The sequence below is a fragment of the Halomonas alkalisoli genome (assembly GCF_021412585.1).
GTDB lineage: Bacteria > Pseudomonadota > Gammaproteobacteria > Pseudomonadales > Halomonadaceae > Halomonas > Halomonas alkalisoli.
Genome location: NZ_JAKCMI010000006.1, coordinates 1 through 15,887 on the forward strand (window position 1 = coordinate 1; position 15,887 = coordinate 15,887).

Annotated in this window: 12 protein-coding genes; 6 read left to right on the plus strand and 6 right to left on the minus strand. The window is 65.2% G+C overall.

Annotation, left to right across the window (positions count from 1 at the left end):
* Positions 1-231 precede the first annotated feature (231 nt).
* Together LY622_RS00395 and LY622_RS00400 are read right to left on the minus strand one after the other, a co-directional pair.
* Positions 232-1,236: a glutathione S-transferase family protein gene (locus LY622_RS00395; protein WP_234289074.1), complete on the minus strand. Its 1,005-nt coding sequence runs from the start codon at positions 1,234-1,236 to the stop codon at positions 232-234.
* 89 nt (positions 1,237-1,325) lie between these two features.
* Positions 1,326-2,243, minus strand: a complete 918-nt coding sequence (locus tag LY622_RS00400; RefSeq protein ID WP_234289075.1) for a LysR family transcriptional regulator — start codon at positions 2,241-2,243, stop codon at positions 1,326-1,328.
* Positions 2,244-2,343: 100 nt separating this feature from the next.
* Between LY622_RS00400 and LY622_RS00405 the strand changes: the two genes are divergently transcribed.
* From LY622_RS00405 to LY622_RS00420, 4 genes are all read left to right on the plus strand, one after another.
* A complete protein-coding gene (locus LY622_RS00405) occupies positions 2,344-3,195 on the plus strand; it encodes a pirin family protein (RefSeq protein ID WP_234289076.1) in 852 nt (283 codons plus the stop codon).
* Between the two features lie 256 nt (positions 3,196-3,451).
* Positions 3,452-5,200 (plus strand): peptidoglycan DD-metalloendopeptidase family protein, encoded by a 1,749-nt coding sequence (locus tag LY622_RS00410; RefSeq protein WP_234289077.1) that lies wholly within the window; start codon positions 3,452-3,454, stop codon positions 5,198-5,200.
* Between the two features lie 143 nt (positions 5,201-5,343).
* Entirely contained in the window at positions 5,344-7,176 is a 1,833-nt protein-coding gene (locus tag LY622_RS00415) for an ABC transporter ATP-binding protein (protein WP_369413698.1), read from the plus strand.
* Between the two features lie 349 nt (positions 7,177-7,525).
* Positions 7,526-7,819 (plus strand): hypothetical protein, encoded by a 294-nt coding sequence (locus tag LY622_RS00420; RefSeq protein ID WP_234289078.1) that lies wholly within the window; start codon positions 7,526-7,528, stop codon positions 7,817-7,819.
* Between the two features lie 54 nt (positions 7,820-7,873).
* Here LY622_RS00420 and LY622_RS00425 read toward each other — a convergent pair whose 3' ends face one another.
* The gene (locus tag LY622_RS00425; protein WP_234289079.1) at positions 7,874-9,511 is read right to left on the minus strand and encodes a L,D-transpeptidase family protein; all 1,638 of its coding nucleotides are present in this window, start codon (positions 9,509-9,511) and stop codon (positions 7,874-7,876) included.
* Between the two features lie 165 nt (positions 9,512-9,676).
* Between LY622_RS00425 and LY622_RS00430 the strand changes: the two genes are divergently transcribed.
* Positions 9,677-10,405: a murein L,D-transpeptidase catalytic domain family protein gene (locus tag LY622_RS00430; RefSeq protein ID WP_234289080.1), complete on the plus strand. Its 729-nt coding sequence runs from the start codon at positions 9,677-9,679 to the stop codon at positions 10,403-10,405.
* Between the two features lie 312 nt (positions 10,406-10,717).
* Positions 10,718-12,070 (plus strand): NarK family nitrate/nitrite MFS transporter, encoded by a 1,353-nt coding sequence (locus LY622_RS00435; protein ID WP_234289081.1) that lies wholly within the window; start codon positions 10,718-10,720, stop codon positions 12,068-12,070.
* A 121-nt stretch (positions 12,071-12,191) separates the two neighbouring features.
* Here the strand turns inward: LY622_RS00435 and LY622_RS00440 are convergent, their stop codons facing one another.
* The 3 genes from LY622_RS00440 to LY622_RS00450 are packed head-to-tail and all read right to left on the minus strand — an operon-like array spanning position 12,192 to position 15,881.
* A complete protein-coding gene (locus LY622_RS00440; protein WP_234289082.1) occupies positions 12,192-12,590 on the minus strand; it encodes an AtuA-related protein in 399 nt (132 codons plus the stop codon).
* Positions 12,577-13,965: an acyclic terpene utilization AtuA family protein gene (locus LY622_RS00445; RefSeq protein ID WP_234289083.1), complete on the minus strand. Its 1,389-nt coding sequence runs from the start codon at positions 13,963-13,965 to the stop codon at positions 12,577-12,579. Before LY622_RS00445 ends, LY622_RS00440 begins: the two co-directional genes overlap by 14 nt.
* Entirely contained in the window at positions 13,962-15,881 is a 1,920-nt protein-coding gene (locus tag LY622_RS00450; RefSeq protein WP_234289084.1) for a TRAP transporter permease, read from the minus strand. Before LY622_RS00450 ends, LY622_RS00445 begins: the two co-directional genes overlap by 4 nt.
* Positions 15,882-15,887 lie beyond the last annotated feature (6 nt).

Sequence of the window (15,887 nt, forward strand, 5' to 3'; positions counted from 1 at the left end):
GGAGGCGCTAGCCTCCCGGCGGTGTTGCCGATGGGCGCGGTTGTTGCCAACTCCGGCAGCCTCCGCCAGGGCGCCTGCCGGCGCCAGTCGCGATGCGGAGCAGCGCTCCAACAGCGATCCTCTAGACCAAATGAGAGATAAGCATTTGTAGGAGTATCTTTAGATCACGACTGGAGGCGCTAGCCTCCCGGCGGTGTTGCCAGCCGTGATACCGTCCCCACCCTTCCTGCTTCATGCCTTTTCTCGTACCCCCTTCCCCGCCAACCGCTCCCGGTCGTGGGGGCGGTCGAGTTCGAGCAGCGGGCCTGCCGGCACGATGCGAGTGGGATTGATGGTGTCGTGGCTGTAGTAGTAGTGGCGCTTGATATGCCCGAAGTCCACCGTGTCGGCGATACCCGGCCACTGGTAGAGCTCGCGCAGGTAGTTCGAGAGATTCGAGTAGTCCTCGATGCGGCGCAGATTGCACTTGAAATGGCCGTGATAAACGGCATCGAAGCGCACCAGGGTGGTGAACAGGCGAATATCGGCCTCGGTCAGCCATTCGCCAGCCAGGTAGCGATTCTCGGCAAGTCTCGCCTCCATGCGATCCAGCGACTCGAACAGCGCCAGCACGTGCTTCTCGTACACGGCCTGCTCGGTGGCAAAGCCCGACTTGTAGACGCCGTTATTGATGTGGTCATAGACATCGTCGTTGACCGCATCGATGGTCTCGCGCAGGTCGGCCGGGTAGAAGTCCAGCCGATTGCCGGTCAAGTCATCGAAGGCATCGTTGAACATGCGCACCAGCTCGGCGGATTCATTGTTGACGATGCGCCCTTCCCGCTTGTCCCACAGCGCCGGCACCGTCACCCGCCCCGTGTAGCGGGGGTCGGTCATGGTGTAGAGCTCATGGTGAAAGGAGACGCCGTTGACGGGGTCGCCGCTCGAATCTTCCTGCCGGTCATAGGTCCAGCCCTGGTCCAGCATCAGGGGACTCACGTATGACATGCCGATGAGCGAGTCCAGCGCCTTGAGCTTGCGCAGGATCAGGGTGCGATGCGCCCAGGGGCAGGCCAGCGAGACATAGAGGTGGTAGCGCCCCGCCTCGGCGGGAAGCCCCGGTTGGCTCCCGGGCCCGGCCTCGCCGTCCGCGGTGATCCAGTCCCGCAGCTTGGCGGATTCCCTGACGAATTCACCGCCATGCTTCTTGGTGTCGTACCACTGGTCTTGCCACTTGCCGTCGATCAACAGCCCCATGATGAGCCCCCGGTCAGATGATGTGTCTGCCATCAGATTAAGCCGATTTTCTCGACGCTCAAGTGCAGTTTTTGGCCACATTCATACGACTAAATCGAATCACCTCTCTCTGCATCCGTCGGACACTCGCTGGCAACCGCACCATGGAGCGCTTCGGCCATGGCATGGGTCGCGGGTCCGGCACGATCCCGGTCTCGAAAAATCAACTGTATGGGAATTTCTCGAACGCCGCCGGCAGTCAGTGGCAGGGCCTTGACCCCGCCAGCCTCCATATCCGCTGCGATACGGGTGTCCGGCAACCAGGCGAAGCCCAGGCCACGCCGCACCATGTCGATCGAGGTTTCCAGGTGACTGACGGTCCAGCGCTGCTCGGCCTTGAGCCAGCCGGAATCCATCGACTGGCGCAGCGCCGAGTCACGCACCACCAGTTGGCGGTGGCGCAGCAGGTCGCGCAGGTCGAGCTGTCGATCCAGCCGATGCAGCTGGTGTTCCGGGTGGGCCACGGCGATGAAGCGCACCTGGCCCAGCGGCTCGCCGAGAAACCCCTGCGCGGAGAGGCCGGATGCCACCAGGTCGGCGCGGCCATCGTAGAGCATCTCGATACCCCCGTTGAGCACCGTCTCATGCAGCTGCACCCGCACATGAGGAAAGGCGGCAGAAAAGCGACTCAGTGCCACCGCCAGCGCCTGGGGAGGAAATATCTGGTCAACCGCCAGTACCACCTCCGCTTCAAGCCCTTCCGACAGCCGCCCTGCCACATCCTCCAGCGCCTCGGCGCTCTCGATCAGCTGTCGCGCCCGGCGCAGCAGCATTTCACCGGCTTCGGTGAGCCTCACCTGCCGCCCCACCGGCTCCAGCACCTTCACGCCGAGCTGCTGCTCCAGCTTGTGAACCGCATGGTTGAGCGTCGACGGGCTCTTGTGTACCACTTCGGCGGCTCGAGCAAAGCCACCGTGGTCCACCACGGCCGCCAGCATTTGCCATTGGGCCAGAGTGACACGAGACATATTCGATTTCCTCGAATGAAGTTTGCAAAACTATGCGCTTAAGTTTCGAAAATTCCGCCCTAGAATGCCAGCTATATCCCCAATTCTGGAGTCACTCCCCATGGCCGCCACCCTCGAGACCCGTCGCATCCTCAACCTGGTGCGCAGCCAGCCCAGCCAGGACGGTGACGGGGTCAAGATCCAGCGCATCCACCAATTCGATGGCGGCCTCGATCCCTTCCTGATGCTCGACGAGCTGGGATCCGACAGCCCCGACGACTACATCGGCGGCTTCCCGCCCCACCCCCATCGCGGCATCCAGACCCTGACCTATATCCTGCATGGCGGACTCACCCACGAGGATCATCTCGACCATACGAGCACCATTCGCGCCGGCGACGCCCAGTGGATGCACACCGGTCGGGGTATCGTGCATTCCGAAATGCCCCTGACCGACAGCCATGGTCTCCACGGCTTCCAGCTCTGGCTCAGCCTGGCCGCCAGGGACAAGCTCAGCCCGGCCACCTACCGGGATGTGCGCAGTGGCGAAATGCCACATCTGCAGGGCGATCGGGCCGAGCTGATAGCGCTGGGTGGCCGCTGGCAGAACGAGGATGACGATGCCGTGGAAGGGCCGCTGGACGCCCTGGCAGGCAAGGGTGCCGTGGGTCATGCCCGGCTCTCCGCCGGTGGCACGCTGAACCTGCTCATGGCCGACGAAACCCTGGCGGTCTATGTCTTCGAGGGGGAGCTGACGATCGACGGCCAGCCCGTGGGTGCAGGACAACTGGCACGTCTCGGTGAGGGCCAGCGACTGGCCCTGCACAGCCAGGATGGCGCCCAGTGCTTGATTCTTGCCGGCACGCCCCACCGCGAACCTATCGTCCACTATGGTCCCTTCGTGATGAACCATCCCCACGAGATCGAGCAGGCCCTGGCGGACTACCGCAACGGCACCTTCACCGCACTCTGAGGCCGTCCGGCCTGCCGGCTTCATCCATCCTGCTTGCACGCCAGCCGTACAGGGGTTGTGTTTTCTGCCCCGTTACCGTTCAATGGAAACATTGAGGAACGGTGTTCGAAAATAGTGACATGACCCGGGAGAGAAGGGACAATTCTCCCCGGGATGCTTAGCTGTATATTCTTACAGTCTAGGCATACCATATATCATGGGTTAAGGTTCCCATGCCTTTTTATATTCATGTCACCTATTTATATGGCCGAACACCATGTTGCGAATCCTTCATTCGCTGCCCCGCACGCATAAGTTGTTACTGTTACCCGTTGCCACCATGGTCACAGTGCTGGGCGCACACAAGATTGTCACTCTCGTCGAGAACACCCAGCGACAGGGGCAGATACCCGAGACCGTTCTGTACCCCCTGGCGCCTGAAACCCAACCCGGTCTCCCCTCGCTCAACAGCGACCGCTACTCGGTAGCCGATGCCATCGAGGTCGCCACCCAGGCCATCGACGCCACCCGCGGCTACATCCCCCTTTCCCAGTTGAAGCCCACCGAGATCATCGATCTCAACGGGACAGCCGTGGCCCGTGTCGCCGATGCCAACACCGCTCCCGAACTCCTTGCCTCGCCGCCGAAGGTGGAGCCGGAGCCGGACGAGACGGTTGCCGCCATCGCCCCGGAAGCCTCCAGCGTCGAACTGGTCACCACCCTGGACTCCGGTGCGCTGCACATGGCCATGGTCATCGGCACCCTGGCCAGCGGCATGCTGGACGATACCCATACCGATGACGAAGCGCTGGCCGCCGACGCCACCTCCTATGAGGAGTATGACGACGCGGAGCTGGCATTCTTCGAGGATGGGCCCATCGTCTTCGAGCACGAAGTCGTCGCCGACGAGCCCTTCGTGCCCGAGTGGCGGACCTATACCGTGCAGCAGGGCGACACCTTCGCCGTGCTGGCCCAGAACGAACTGGGCCTTGGCTACAGCGAAGCGATCCGACTGCTGGAAAGCCTGCCGGACCAGCGAGTCCTGACCCACTGGCGAGCCGGCAACACCTTCGAGTACCAGCTGGATGAGCAGGATCGGCTGATGGCCATGCGGGTCATGAAGAATGCCCGCGAAGGCTTCCTGCTGGAACGCGAAGAGGAAGGCTTCGATGTGGCCACCATCGAGCGGGCCGGCGAGGCCACGCAGCGACTGTTCGCCGGTAGCGTCAGCGGCAGCTTTGCCCGCTCCGCCCAGGCCACCGGCCTCTCCAGCACCGAAGTCGCCCAGATCTCACGGCTGCTGGAGAAGAAGCTCGACTTCCGCCGCGATACCCGCCGCGGTGACGAGTTCCAGGTGCTGATCGAGTCCGACATCATCGACGGTGCCAGCTTCGACTCCCGCATACTGGCGATCCAGTATGAAGGGGCGCGCATGGACCTCACCCTGGTGCGTAACAGCGCCGACAACAATTACTATACCCCCGATGGCCAGAGCCTCGACCCCGCCTTCAGCCGCTACCCCTTCGAGGGCAGCTACCGCATGAGCTCCAGCTTCAACCCGCGGCGCACTCACCCGGTCACCGGGCGGGTCAGCCCCCACCGGGGCACCGACTGGGCCATGCCGGTGGGCACGCCGGTCCAGGCTCCGGCGGACGGTCGCGTCGAGAAGGTCGGCAATCACCCGGTGGCAGGCCGCTACCTGGTGGTACGTCATGACAATGGCTATCGTACCCGCTACCTCCACCTGTCGCGTCCGCTGGTCAACCGCGGCGACCGGGTGTCGATGGGCGAGCGCATCGCGCTGTCGGGCAATACCGGCCGCAGCACCGGCCCTCACCTGCACTACGAGGTCATCGTCAACAACACCGCGGTCGACGCCATGAAGGTAGAGCTGCCGGAAAGCCAGAGCCTCGATGGAGAGCGGCTGATGGCCTTCCAGCAGGAAGCCGAACCGCTGCTGGCCGTCCTGCGCTCCGGAGAGACCGGCACCGTGGTGGCCCAGGCATCGGGCAGCGACGACGACTGACGCCGCGCCTGCGCCCTATACCCGACGCCCCGCCCTACCGGTGGGGCGTCGGTTCGTTCAGGATAGCCCTGACTGACCAGAACGGACGCTGAGCCAGGACCCTTCCGGAGACGCCCTTGTCCTCGTCCTATTCACGCAATGCCATCCCGACCCCGCCCCCCGCAGGCAATCGCCTGAGCGCCTTCTTTGGCGTGTTTCGCTATAGCCGGCGAGCGCTGGCCCTGGTGTGGCAGACCTCGCGCCCGCTGACCGTGGGCCTGGCCATCTGCACCCTGGTGGCCGGCATATTGCCGGCCGTTGCCGCCTGGATCGGCCAGCTCATCGTCGACTCGGTGGTCGACGCCATGGCCCATCATCGCGACACCGGCGAGGTCGAATGGTGGCCTGTGCTGCGCTACGTACTGGCGGAAGCCGGCGTCATCGCCGCCATCGCCATGGCCCAGCGCGGGCTCTCGGGACAGCAGTCGCTGCTGCGCGCCCTGCTCGGCCAGAAGGTCAATGTGATGATCCTGGAGAAGGCGGGCACCCTGTCGCTTGCCCAGTTCGAGGATTCCGAGTTCTACGACAAGCTGACCCGGGCCCGGCGCGAGGCCTCGATTCGCCCGCTCGGCCTGGTCAACAAGACCTTCTCGCTGATGCAGAACGCCATCTCCCTGGTGAGCTTTGGCGTGCTGCTGGTGCAGTTCTCGCCCTGGGCGATCCTGATCCTGGTGGTCGGCGCCCTGCCGGTCTTCGCCTCGGAGGCCAAGTTTTCCGGCGATGCCTTCCGGCTGTTTCGCTGGCGCTCGCCCCAGACCCGCATGCAGATGTACCTGGAGACGGTGCTGGCACGAGAGGACAGCATCAAGGAGGTCAAGCTCTTCGGCCTCGAGCCGCTGCTGCTCTCGCGCTACCGCACCATCTTCGACACGCTCTACGGCGAGGACCGGCGGCTGACGATACGCCGGGAGACCTGGGGCTTCCTGCTTGGCCTGCTGGGCACGGCCGCCTTCTACGGCGCCTACGCCTGGGTGGTGGTGGAAACCGTCACCGGCCAGCTCACCCTGGGCGAGATGACCATGTACCTGATGGTCTTCAAGCAGGGCCAGGCGGCGCTCTCGGCGAGCCTCACCTCGATCAGCGGCATGTACGAGGACAATCTCTACCTGTCGAACCTCTACGAGTACCTGGAGCAGCCGGTGGCAGCCGAGCGAGGCACCCTCACGCAGGGAGCCCGGCCCGGTGACGGCATCCGTTTCGAGAGCGTCAGCTTCACCTATCCCGGCGCCGACAAGCCGGCGCTGACCCGCATCTCGCTGCATGTCACGCCCGGCGGCAGCCTGGCCCTGGTCGGCGCCAACGGCTCCGGCAAGACCACCCTGATCAAGCTGCTGACTCGGCTCTACGAACCCGACGAAGGGCGAATCCTGCTCGATGGCAGCGACCTGCGCGACTGGGACGTGCAGACCCTGCGTCGACGCATCGGCGTGATCTTCCAGGATTTCGTGCGCTACCAGATGAAGGTGGGCGAGAACCTGGGCGCCGGCGACGTGGCCTCCTTCGAGGACGAGGCACGCTGGCAGCAGGCGGCTCGCCGCGGGCTCGCCGAGGAGTTCATCAGTGCCATGCCGGGGGGCTATCACACCCAGCTCGGTCGCTGGTTCAAGGGTGGCCAGGAGCTCTCCGGCGGCCAGTGGCAGAAGATCGCCCTCTCCAGGGCCTATATGCGCGAGAGCGCCGACATCCTGGTGCTGGACGAACCCACCGCCGCCATGGATGCCGCCGCCGAGGCCGCCGTCTACGACGACTTTCGCGAACACAGCCGGGACAAGATGACCATTCTCATCTCCCACCGCTTCTCCACCGTGCGCGCCGCCGACCACATCCTGGTCATCGACGGTGGCGAGATCATCGAGCAGGGCAATCACGAGACGCTGTTGGCCGCCAACGGCCGCTATGCCCGGCTGTTCCGCCTGCAAGCCAAGGGGTATCGCTGAGACCGACGCTGCCCCAGCTACAGTTTGATACGCTCCATCAGTTGACGCTTGATCAGCGATTGGCTAAAAAGAAAGAGGTCGTCTCGAGACGACCTCTTTCCCTTTCACCAACGACACCCCTCAGGACGGATCCATCATGCGCTGGCAAGCCCGCATCGCTACAACGAGCCCACTACATTGCGTCAATAAAAACGCAATGCGAGTACGCCCGTTGCCGTGTGCCAGCCGTCGCAAGATCGACACCTGAAGGACCCTGGCCGCGGCACTTGTCGCGGCCAAGTATCACCGCCTCCGGTCATATCCTGTTCGCGCACAAGTCCCGGCCTCCTGCACCAAGGAGACCGAGATCATGGCACTACTACGCATTACCTATCGTCTGCTGCGCGCCGTGCGCACCCACTACGCCAACCGTCGTCGTGATGCCTCGCTGCGCGACTGCGACCCCCGCATGCTCAAGGACATCGGCCTGCGCTGGGAACGCGGCAAGCTGGTGCCGCTGCACCCGGAGCGCTCCGCTGTGGAGCGAGCAGTAGCTACCGTTGCTGATGCCAGGGTTGATGCCGAGGTTGATGCCGGCGCCAAACCCGCCGCAGCCGAAAGCGCGCATGAAACCTGTCCCCGCTGCGGGGCACGCCTGGCTTAGCCACGGCCCCGGTCACAGGATGTGACCGGGGCCTTTATTGTTCATCCATCGTGATTACAGCGCCAACGGCCGATCCAGCGCCTGGAGCAGCGCATCGTCGCGCTCGTAGATATCGGGCCGAAAGGCCAGTTGACCATCTTCGGCCGGATGCACGGTCCAGTAGTGCAGGATCACCGGCATGCGCTCCGCAAGCCGCACATTGCGGGTCTCCCCGCGGTCGATCTGCGCCCGCACATCGTGGCCGCTGTCGGTATCGTCGAACAGCAGCTGAGCGAACTCGCCGATATTCTCCACCCGAATGCAGCCAGAACTGGCGGCTCGCTGCTCCCGGGAAAAGAGGCCCTGGGACGGGGTATCGTGCAGGTAGACCATATGGTTATTGGGAAAACGGACCACCAGCTCCCCCAGCGCATTATGCGGCCCGGGACTCTGGCGCAGCACGACATTGCCCGGCCGCGACCAGTCGATCTCCCAGGGATCCAGCGGCGCGCCCGAAGGACTGAGCACCTGGATCCGCTCACGCCACAGGTAGCCCAGGTCCCGGCGCACCGCGGGCAGCACGTCTTCACGCAGGATCGTCGGGGGAATCGTCCAGGTCGGGTTGACGGTCATGTGGGTGATCTCGGAGCGCAGCGACGGTGTACGCCGATAGGGTCGCCCCACCACGATCCGTGAACGCCAGATTTCCCCATTGGGGCGAAAGTAGCTGAGTCGATAGCCGGCGATATCCACCAGCACGAAGGATTCCGGCAGGCCATGCAACAGCCAGCGGGCCCGCTCCATGTTCAGGCGAATCTGATCGATGCGCTCCTCCACCGGCACATTCAGGGCGGCCAGGGTCTGGGCACCGACGATGCCGTCCGCCTCCAGCAGATGGCGGCGCTGGAAGCGCCGTACGGCCGCTTCGAGCTTGGCGTCATAGCGCCGCGAATCGGCCCCATCCAGCACGGCCCCCGGGAAGGCCTCGATGGCAGCGGCCATGAGCTCGACTTCCCCCATGATGGCCAGGCGCTCCCGCAGCAGCAGCACATCGTCATCGATGTCCCCCGGGCGCAGCGCCCGCTGCCGAGAGGGCAGGCTCTCCCATCCACCCAACCGCTCGAGGGCCCGGTATCGGGCCAGGCCAGAGCGGAGTCGCTCATAGGGCGCATAGGCGGGACGCGCCTCGGCAAAGGCCTGCTCGAAGCGCTGGGCATCCACCGCCCGGGAAATGGCTTTCGGATCCAGCTCGGCAGCCGCTATGGGGATATCCCAGTCGCTATCGATAGCACGTGGATCCACCTTGCCCCGCTGGAGGTGGGTGAGTGCCGTCAGCAGCACCCGGCTGGCATGCAGGTCGAATCGCGCCTCTCTTTCGATACTCCCCTCGTTATCCCCCTCGGCATAGGCCTGGCGATGTGCAGCCACCAGGCCATCGGCCTGATAGTCCTGCGGCGTGAGCCCATCGGTATCGAGCGTATGCAGCGCCGCGGCGAAGGCCGCCACCGTCTCGCCGTCATGCCAGGCCGGGCGATGGCCGCGAGCGTCGTAGAAGGCCTGCAGATTATCCTCCTCGCCTTCGACCAGGTGGGTGATGGCTTGCGCGACATCACCGGCACCCTCCCTGCCGGTCGCCGGCGCCTCGACCTGGCCGCCCCCCGCCATTCCCGACACAAGAGCCAGTACAAACCCGATCGTGACAAATACCCGCATGATGTACCCCTAATCCGTTGATAGACGCCCTGGCCTTCCTGGCCCATGTCTTCATAATAGTGCTTTTATCCGGAGCCCACGGACACTGGCTCCGTACCCTCTACCCGGGCCGTGTCGCCGATGGCATTGCGCGACACGGCCCGACGAGCTGCATACAGGCCGGCCATGACCCGATACTTCACGCTACCACGCCTCTCCTGCCCCGCGCTTGCCACCCTGCTTTTCGCCGCGCCTGTCGCTCAGGCCGGCGGTTTCCTGGCCCAGGCCCTGCTCGCCGACCCGCAGTACGAGGCCCCCCTTGGGTTTACCCTGACCCGCCTGGCGCCAGATGCCGACCCCCATGTGCTCCAGCTCGCCGCCAATGCCCTGGCCTGCGCCGAACCGAATGCCGAGCGCCTGGCAGTGATTGACTTCTCGCGCCCCTCGACCGAGCCACGCCTATGGGTCTTCGACCTGGCGGAAAAGCGGCTGATGTTCGAAGAGCTGGTCTCTCACGGCCAGGGTACGGGAGATGCCATGGCTGAGGTCTTTTCCAATGTCTACGGCAGCCACCAGTCGAGCCTGGGCCTGTTTCGCACCATGAACAGCTACTACGGCCGCAACGGTTATTCGCTGCGCCTGGAAGGCCTCGAGGAAGGCATCAATGACCTCGCCTACCAGCGCGCCATCGTCATCCATGGCGCCGACTACGTCAGCGAGGCCTTCATCGAGAAGACCGGCCGGCTGGGGCGCAGCCAGGGCTGCCCCGCCGTACGCCAGGAAGTCACCTACCCGCTGATCGACAGCATCAAGGAAGACCAGTACCTCTTCGCCTACTATCCCGACTCGGAGTGGCTGGAGAGCTCCGCCTTTCTGGCCTGCCAGAGTGATAGCCAGCAGGTGGCCATGAATTGACCCTTGGCCCGGCAGCTCGGTGGCGGCCGCCACCGAGCTGCCGATGGCACCATTGCGGGGCATGGCCCTTTCGCACTGCACCATCGTTTCTCCCCGACAGCCGCACCTGCCGCTGCCGGCAAGCCGCTATTTCCTACTAAATAATTGAAATAAAGAGATAAACAGAATAATGGCAAGCTGATTGCTTGATGCAGATCAAAGAGTGGTAGGCGTGGACCAGGCTCTCCGGAGTACGAGTGCGTCGAACCTGACCTTCAACGATGAAGGACTCGTTCTCCGTAATCGCTACCCATCAAGCGCGAGGCCTGACTCATGGAAATCCTCAACAAGGCCAACAGGATTCGCCTGTTGAACTTCAGTACCCCGCAGATGCGGGCCTTCCACTTCTCGTGGTTCGCCTTTCACATCTGTTTCTTCGGCTGGTTCGGTATCGCCCCGCTGATGGCGGTGGTCCGTGAAGATCTCTCCCTCACCCAGACCCAGATCGGCAATACCATCATCGCATCGGTTGCCATCACCGTGATCGTGCGCCTGCTGATCGGCGTGCTCTGCGACCGCATCGGGCCGCGCAAGGCCTACTCCGGCCTGCTGATCCTGGGCTCGATTCCGGTGATGGGTATCGGTTTCGCCAACAGTTTCGAGACCTTCCTGCTGGCACGCCTGGCGATCGGTGCCATCGGCGCCTCCTTCGTCATCACCCAGTACCACACTACCATGATGTTCGCGCCCAACGTGGTCGGCACCGCCAACGCCACCAGCGCCGGCTGGGGCAACCTGGGTGGCGGTACCACCCAGATCCTGATGCCGCTGATCTTCTCGGGCCTGCTGATGCTGGGTGTCAGCGAGACGCTCGGCTGGCGCCTGGCCATGGTGGTGCCCGGCATCGTGCTGTTCATCACCGGCATCTGCTACTACCGCTTCACCCAGGATGCGCCCAACGGCAACTTCGAGGACCTGCGCGCCCGGGGCGAGCTTCCCCAGGCCAACGGCGACAGCGGTGCCGGCCAGACCTTCCTGGCGGCCGCCAAGGACATCCGCGTCTGGGCACTGTTCGTGGTCTACGCCATCTGCTTCGGCGTTGAGCTGACCATCAACAACATTGCCGCCATCTACTTCTTCGATCACTTCGACCTGACGCTGGCCACCGCCGGCATGATCGCCGGGCTGTTCGGGCTGATGAACGTCTTCGCCCGCACCATGGGCGGCATCTTCTCCGACCTGTTCGCCAGGAACGGTGGGCTCAAGGGCCGGGTACGCTGGCTGTTCATCGCCCTGATCTGTGAGGGCATCGCCCTGGTCGCCTTCTCGCAGATGCACGTGCTCTCCTACGCCATCGGCATCATGCTGGTATTCAGCCTCTTCGTGCAGATGGCCGAGGGTGCAACCTATGGCGTGGTGCCCTTCATCAACAAGAAGGCCCTGGGCGCCGTGGCCGGCATCGTCGGTGCCGGCGGCAACGTGGGCGCCGTGGCGGCCGCCTTCCTGTTCCGTTCGGAAGCGATCACCTATCAGCAGGGGCTGTTCTACCTTGGCCTGGCCGTGCTGGTGCTGGCCTCATGCGCCCTGCTGGTGCGCTTCTCCCCGGAGACCGAAGCCGAAGAGGCAGCCGCCTACCAGGATGCCGTGGGTGAAGACACCGGTGCCGGTGCCCTGTCGCTGCGCTGATCCACGCTACGACTACTACCGCCAGGAGGTGCTGTGCTTCCCCCACGAGAAGCAGCGCAAGGCACACCCAACGCAACACGGCCACCTCTGCGGGTGGCCGTGTTGCGTTGGGGACAAGCCGTCAATCCCGGGGTATCGACGATACCGGGACCTCCAACCCCAGCAGCAGAAACGAGAGCGTCTTGCCATGGCCGTCCAGGTTGAGCGCACCGTTGACCCCACCCTGCAAAACGTCGTCTATCACCAGGTTCATCCCGGCCAGGCCCGGCATCGGGTAGCGCCGTACCCGGCTGGCACCGCGGTGGGCGAACAGCGCCAGCACGCGCTCCTCGGTGACCTGCTCCAGCAACAGGGCGTAGTGATCCGGATCGTAGGCGAACAGCGCCAGGTTGAGGCGGTCCCCCTTGTCGCCGGCGCGGGCATGGGCCAGGCGGTGGAGCGGCACCGTGACGCTATCGTCGAGCGGTTGACCCGGCGACCGCTCGGAAGGTGACACCAGGGTCGGTTCAACTGGCGACATGGTAGTGACTCCTTTTTTCGAACAGCGTGGCAAAGGCTTCCACGTCACTGCGCTTGACCAGGTAGGAGGCCGTGCATACCCGCCGCTGAAAATGACGGCGCACGCCGCCGCCACCCGCCGGGCCGGCGCAGTAGAGCGCCAGCAGCTCCTGGGTGGCACGCTCCACCCAGCGTCGCTCGGCATGTTCCGCGGCCAGCCGCAGGCGGTAGTCGCCGCTGGCGCTGGCTGGCATCGTGCGCTGCAGGTCGCCGGCATCGCTGTCGAAGACACTGGCAAGACCGACGATATCCAGTCGCGTACGCAGCTCCGGCGGCGCACGAAACGTCAGCCGCTCGCGCAGCACCTGGGCAGCGAGCTGCGCCCGGGCCAGGGCGTTGGGTCCGGCATAGGAGATCTCCGCCTCGCCCTGCCAGCCGCCCTCGTAGCAGACCGTGGTCTTGAGCCGCTGCGGCGCCGCCTTGCCGCGAATGCCGCTGACCGCCACCCGATCGGGTCCGACCTGCCTGACCTCGACGGAAGTGAGATCCACCACCACGTCGGGCGTCAGGTAGTTGGCCGGATCGTGGACTTCGTAGAGCAGCTGCTCCTTGACGGTACGTTCGGTCACGCAGCCGCCGGTGCCCGGGGGCTTGGTGACCACCAGGCTGCCGTCCTCCTCCACCTCGATGATCGGGTAGCCCACCGTCGCCAGGTTGGGCACCTCCTTGCATCCCGGATCGGCAAAATAGCCGCCGCTGACCTGGGCCCCGCACTCGGCGAGGTGGCCGGCCATCATGCCGGCGGCCAGGCGATCCCAGTCGTCCCAGGCCCAGCCGAAATGGTGCACCAGGGGAGCCAGAAACAGCGCCGGGTCGGCCACTCGCCCGGTCACCACCACCTCGGCTCCCAGCGCCAGCGCCTCGGCCAGCGGCTCTGCGCCCAGGTAGACGTTGGCGGAGATCAGCGTCTCCTCACCGGGCAGGTCGCGGTTTTCCGCCTCCCAGCGCTGCAGGTCGAGGCTGGAAAGATGCGCCCGGATATCATCGCCATGGACCCGGCCGATCCGCGCCTGGGGAAAGCCAGCGCGCCCGGCCAGTTCGGCGACCACATGGCAGGCGCCATCCGGATTGGCGGCGCCGAAGTTACCGAGGATGGTGATGCCATGGCTCAGGCAATCGCCCAGCACCGGTGCCAAGAGTTCGGCCAGCAGGGGCTCGTATCCCGCGTCGGGCTCATCGCGCATGGCCCGATGCGCGGCGGCCAGGGTGCGCTCCCCCAGGGTCTCGAAGACCAGGGCCGATGGCTGTCCGCGGCGAATCAGCTCGGCCACGACGGGAATCGCCGCATCGGTACGGTCACCGGAGAAGCCGGCCCCGCTACCCAACAGGAAGGTCATGGGTGCGTCTCCTTGGCATGGACGCCCTGGGGCTTCGGCGTGCCTGAACCCGAAGCGTGGGCCGTCGATGAAATCCGCTGTCGGTTACGGGCATAGAGCCCCGCCAGCACCAGCAGGGCGCCTATCGTGGTCAACCAGCCGGGCGTCAGCGCCAGCCCGACCACCAGCAGCAGTCCCGCCACGTCCAGGATACGGCTGCCGGTGATCGCTACCCGCGACATCAGCGACGCGAAGGCGAGCACGAACACCACGCCCTGGGAGCTGGCCAGCAGGATATCGACCCAACTGCCGAAGCCGGCCAGTGCCGGGTAGATCAGCAGCAGGAAGGGAATGACGTAGATCGCCGCCGCCAGGCGTACGGCCTCCCCCGCCGCCGGTAGCCAGTTGGTGCCGGCAATGCCCGCCGCGACGAACACGGCCACGCACACCGGCGGGGTGATCACCGACAGCGTGGCGAAGTAGAACACGAAGAGGTGGGCGATCAGCGGCTCGACGCCGATGGTGGTCAGTGCCGGCGCCAATACCGACGCCACCAGCACGTAGGCGGCAGTAGTGGGAATGCCCATGCCCAGAATCAGGCACACGCCACCGACGATAAAGGCCACCAGGAACAGCGACTCGCCACCGACATTGACGATCAGGCTGGCCAGGGTCACGCCGATACCGGTCATGCCGATCATCGCCACCAGGATCTGGGCACCGGCCAGCAACACGCCGATGATCACCATGCCCCTGCCGGCATCCATCAGTCCCGAGAGCAGCTTGCCGGCTATCTCGCGCAGCGGCATCTTCACCAGCAAGGCGAAGGGCACGAAGGTCAGGATCGTCATCAGGATGCCGTAGAAGGCCGACATCTGGATCGAGCGTCCGCTGAGCACCCCGTAGAAGAGCCCGCCCAGCGCCGCCAGGATCGGGATGATTCGCTCGGGGCGAAGCACTTCGGGCCAGGTGGGCAGTTCGTCGTCGGGCACCACCTGCAGGTTGCGGCGCTTCGCCACCAGATGGATGGTCAGGAAGACCCCCAGGTAGAAGAGGATCGCCGGCAGCAGCGCGGCAATCGCGATGCGCAGGTAACTCTCGCCGAGGATCTCGGCCATGATGAAGGCCGCCGCCCCCAGGATCGGCGGAGCGATCTGGCCGCCGGTGGAGGCCACCGCCTCCACGCCGGAGGCGAAGGGCCGCGGGTAGTTGAGCCGCTTCATCATCGGGATGGTGAAGTTGCCGGTGGTGGCCACGTTGGCCACCGCACTGCCGCTGACCATGCCGAACAGCCCCGAGGCCACGGTGGCCACCTTGGCGGCCCCGCCCGGCGAGCGGCCGCTGATGCGCAGCGCCATGTCCATGAAGGTCTGGCCGCCACCGGTGTGCAGCAGCAGGCAGCCGAACAGCACGAAGGCGGCAATGGTCGTGGCCGCCACACCCACCAGCATGCCCCAGACGCCCAGGTCCCCCAGGTAGATGGTCTCGGTAATGTAGTAGACATCGAAGCCACGGTGCCCCAGCGGCCCGGGGATGGCGGCCCCCAGCCAGGCATAGGCCAGCCCCGCCATCACCAGCAGCGGGAAGATCACCCCGATGGCGCGGCGCGACAGCTCGAGAATGGCCACCAGCAATACGCCGGTGAACAGCATGTCCCGGGCCGATGCCCAGGGCAGCTCCACCAGAATACGGTCATGGTTCATGGCCACGTAGCCGCAGGCCAGCACTACGCCCACCGCCAGGGCCAGGTCGACGGCCAACCCCAGCGGGCGCCAGCGCTTGCCGGCCCCCAGCGGGTAGACGACCAGCCCCAGCAGGATCACCAGCGCGAGAAAGACGCTGCGCTGGACCAGGCTCTCGAAGGGGCCGGTGGCCGAGGTATAGAGAATCAGCCCGCCCAGCATCAGGGCCAGCACTTTAGTCAGGTTCGCGCGCATGGCAGG